The 235-nt window shown below is 42.6% G+C and carries 1 protein-coding gene; it reads left to right on the top strand.

What is annotated here, in order from left to right; all coding sequences use genetic code 11:
• On the top strand, positions 1 to 235 hold a 235-nt coding region (locus AAEZ00_RS22170; RefSeq protein WP_351090201.1), incomplete at both ends, for a M16 family metallopeptidase.

Genomic DNA, 235 nt, shown 5'->3' with positions numbered 1-235 from the left:
CACGAGTGAAAAATTCGAAGTGCAACGTGAAACCGTCAAAAATGAACGTGCACAACGGATTGATAATCGTCCTTATGGCCGTTTAAATGAACGTTTTAACCAAGCATTTTATCCAGCGGGTCATCCATATTCTTGGCCTGTTATTGGTTGGCCAGATGATTTAGATCGCGCCACAGTTGCTGATGTGAAACATTTTTTTCAACGTTGGTATGGGCCTAACAATGCGACCTTAACC

Origin of the sequence: Shewanella sp. S1-49-MNA-CIBAN-0167, from assembly GCF_040310145.1 — a bacterium.
Classification (GTDB): domain Bacteria; phylum Pseudomonadota; class Gammaproteobacteria; order Enterobacterales; family Shewanellaceae; genus Shewanella; species Shewanella psychromarinicola.
The sequence above is the reverse complement of the archived record's forward strand: the minus strand, read 5'-3'. Positions and strand labels throughout refer to the sequence as shown.